General features: G+C 73.6%; 1 protein-coding gene. It reads right to left on the bottom strand.

Annotated elements, in window-relative coordinates; genetic code table 11:
- Nucleotides 1-131: 131 nt before the first annotated feature.
- The gene (locus EHS43_RS44080) at nt 132-1,403 is read right to left on the bottom strand and encodes an MFS transporter (RefSeq protein WP_125195999.1); all 1,272 of its coding nucleotides are present in this window, start codon (nt 1,401-1,403) and stop codon (nt 132-134) included.
- Nucleotides 1,404-1,646: the final 243 nt, after the last annotated feature.

Below are 1,646 nucleotides of genomic sequence, written 5' to 3'. Positions count from 1 at the left end.
GGGCCCCGCCCGTCACCCGGTTGTCGTCAGGGTGGCGGCTGGGGTGGTGACCGCGGGTCGGGGGGGCTGCCCTCAGGCCCAGGGTTCGGCGGGGCCTTTGAAGGAGGGGCCCGCTCTTCGTCGGGCAGGGGTCAGGCCGATGGTTCCGGTACGGAGCTCGTGGGCGTTGCGACCGTGCGCCTTCGGGTCGCCAGCAAGCCGGCCGCGACCAGGGCCGTGGCTGCGCCCAGTACGCCCACCGCACCCGCGAGGCTGCCCACCGCCGACTCGCCCGCCAGCAGGATCAGCGGGCAGACGAACTCGCCGCCGAAGAAGGCCGCCGTCCACAGGCCCGTACCGCGACCGCGGTCCTCGAAGGCCAGACGGGACATCGCGCTCGTCAGCAGGGCGGGCAGCAGCATGCCCGTGCCGACGCAGTTGATCACCGCGCCGATCACCAGGAGCGGCGCGCCGCCCGCGAGGAACATCACCCCGGAGCCGACCGCGCAGACCGCGAGCGCGGCGGGGATCACCGGTTCGGGAGCGCGCTTGAGGCGGGCGAAGAGGATCGCCCCGCCCACGGTGGCCGCACTGGCGACAGCCGTGGCCAGGCCGATCACGCCGGTGTTGGTCACCCCGAGGTCGTCGAGGAGGTACGACATCTCGACCGGCACGGTGTAGAAGACGATCGCGCCGAAGAAGGTGAGCGCACAGATGCCCGCCAACTGCCGCCAGGGGAACGCACGTCGGGCCGCCGCCCCCGGGACCGGGACCTCGTCGGAGGTCGTGCGGCCCGCCGGGCTGGGCAGCACCGCGGCCATCAGCGGCGCGAGCACCAGGCTCACGGCGTACACCCAGAACGGCATCCGCCAGCCCGCCGACCCGGCCGCACCTCCGACGACGAAGAAGACGGTGGCCGACGCGGAGGCGCACATGGTCTGCAGAGCGAGGTACCTCACCCGCTGCCGACCGGAGTAGTAGTCGCCGATCAGCGTGGTGCAGCAGGTCATGATCGCCGCCTCGGTCACCCCGACCAGGGCACGGCTGGCGATGATCGCGCCGAGGGAGTGCAGCCACAGCGGGGCGGTGCCGAACACCGAGTACAGCACCGCGGCCACGACCAGCAGCCGTTTGCGGCCCAGCCGGTCCACGAGCACCCCGGCGAACGGGGCCAGCAGCGCCAGGGCCAGCGCCGGCACGGTCAGTGCCAGCGGCACCAGCGCCTTGGCGCCGGGCACCGACGCGAAGTGGTCCTGCATCTTCGGCAGGACCGGGGCGATCAGCACCGCGCCCAGGATCGGCAGACAGCTGCCCGCCATCAGCAGCGTCACCCGCAGCACATGGGCCGGACCCGAAGCGGCCACGGGCGACGGGGGAGCGGCCTCAGCCGCGGGGAAGGACGTCGGCGGAACGGAACCGGGCATGTCGACTCCTGGAGACGGTGTACGGGAGCGGCATGCCGGTCGCGGGCGGCCACGGTACGGGCGCCGATGGGCACGGCATGCTGCGGACGACCCACGCGGCGGCTGGTCCGGACAGCGGCCTGCGGGGTGGAGTCGACTATGGGTCGCCCGGGCCCGGTTCGCCATCCTTCGGGCGATCCGAATCCCGTATAGCGGGGCATCCACGCGGTGGATGCCGGGGACCGGGCGGGGGCGCCTCAGGGG

It is taken from the genome of Streptomyces sp. RP5T (assembly GCF_003933965.1).
Lineage (GTDB): Bacteria > Actinomycetota > Actinomycetes > Streptomycetales > Streptomycetaceae > Streptomyces.
Note: the sequence above shows the minus strand (reverse complement) of the source record. Positions and strands in the feature narration are given on the sequence as shown.

Coding starts and splice junctions, on each gene's coding strand:
- EHS43_RS44080 (WP_125195999.1), bottom strand. CDS start 1,403: ATGCCCGGTTCCGTTCCGCCGACGTCCTTCCCCGCGGCTGAGGCCGCT.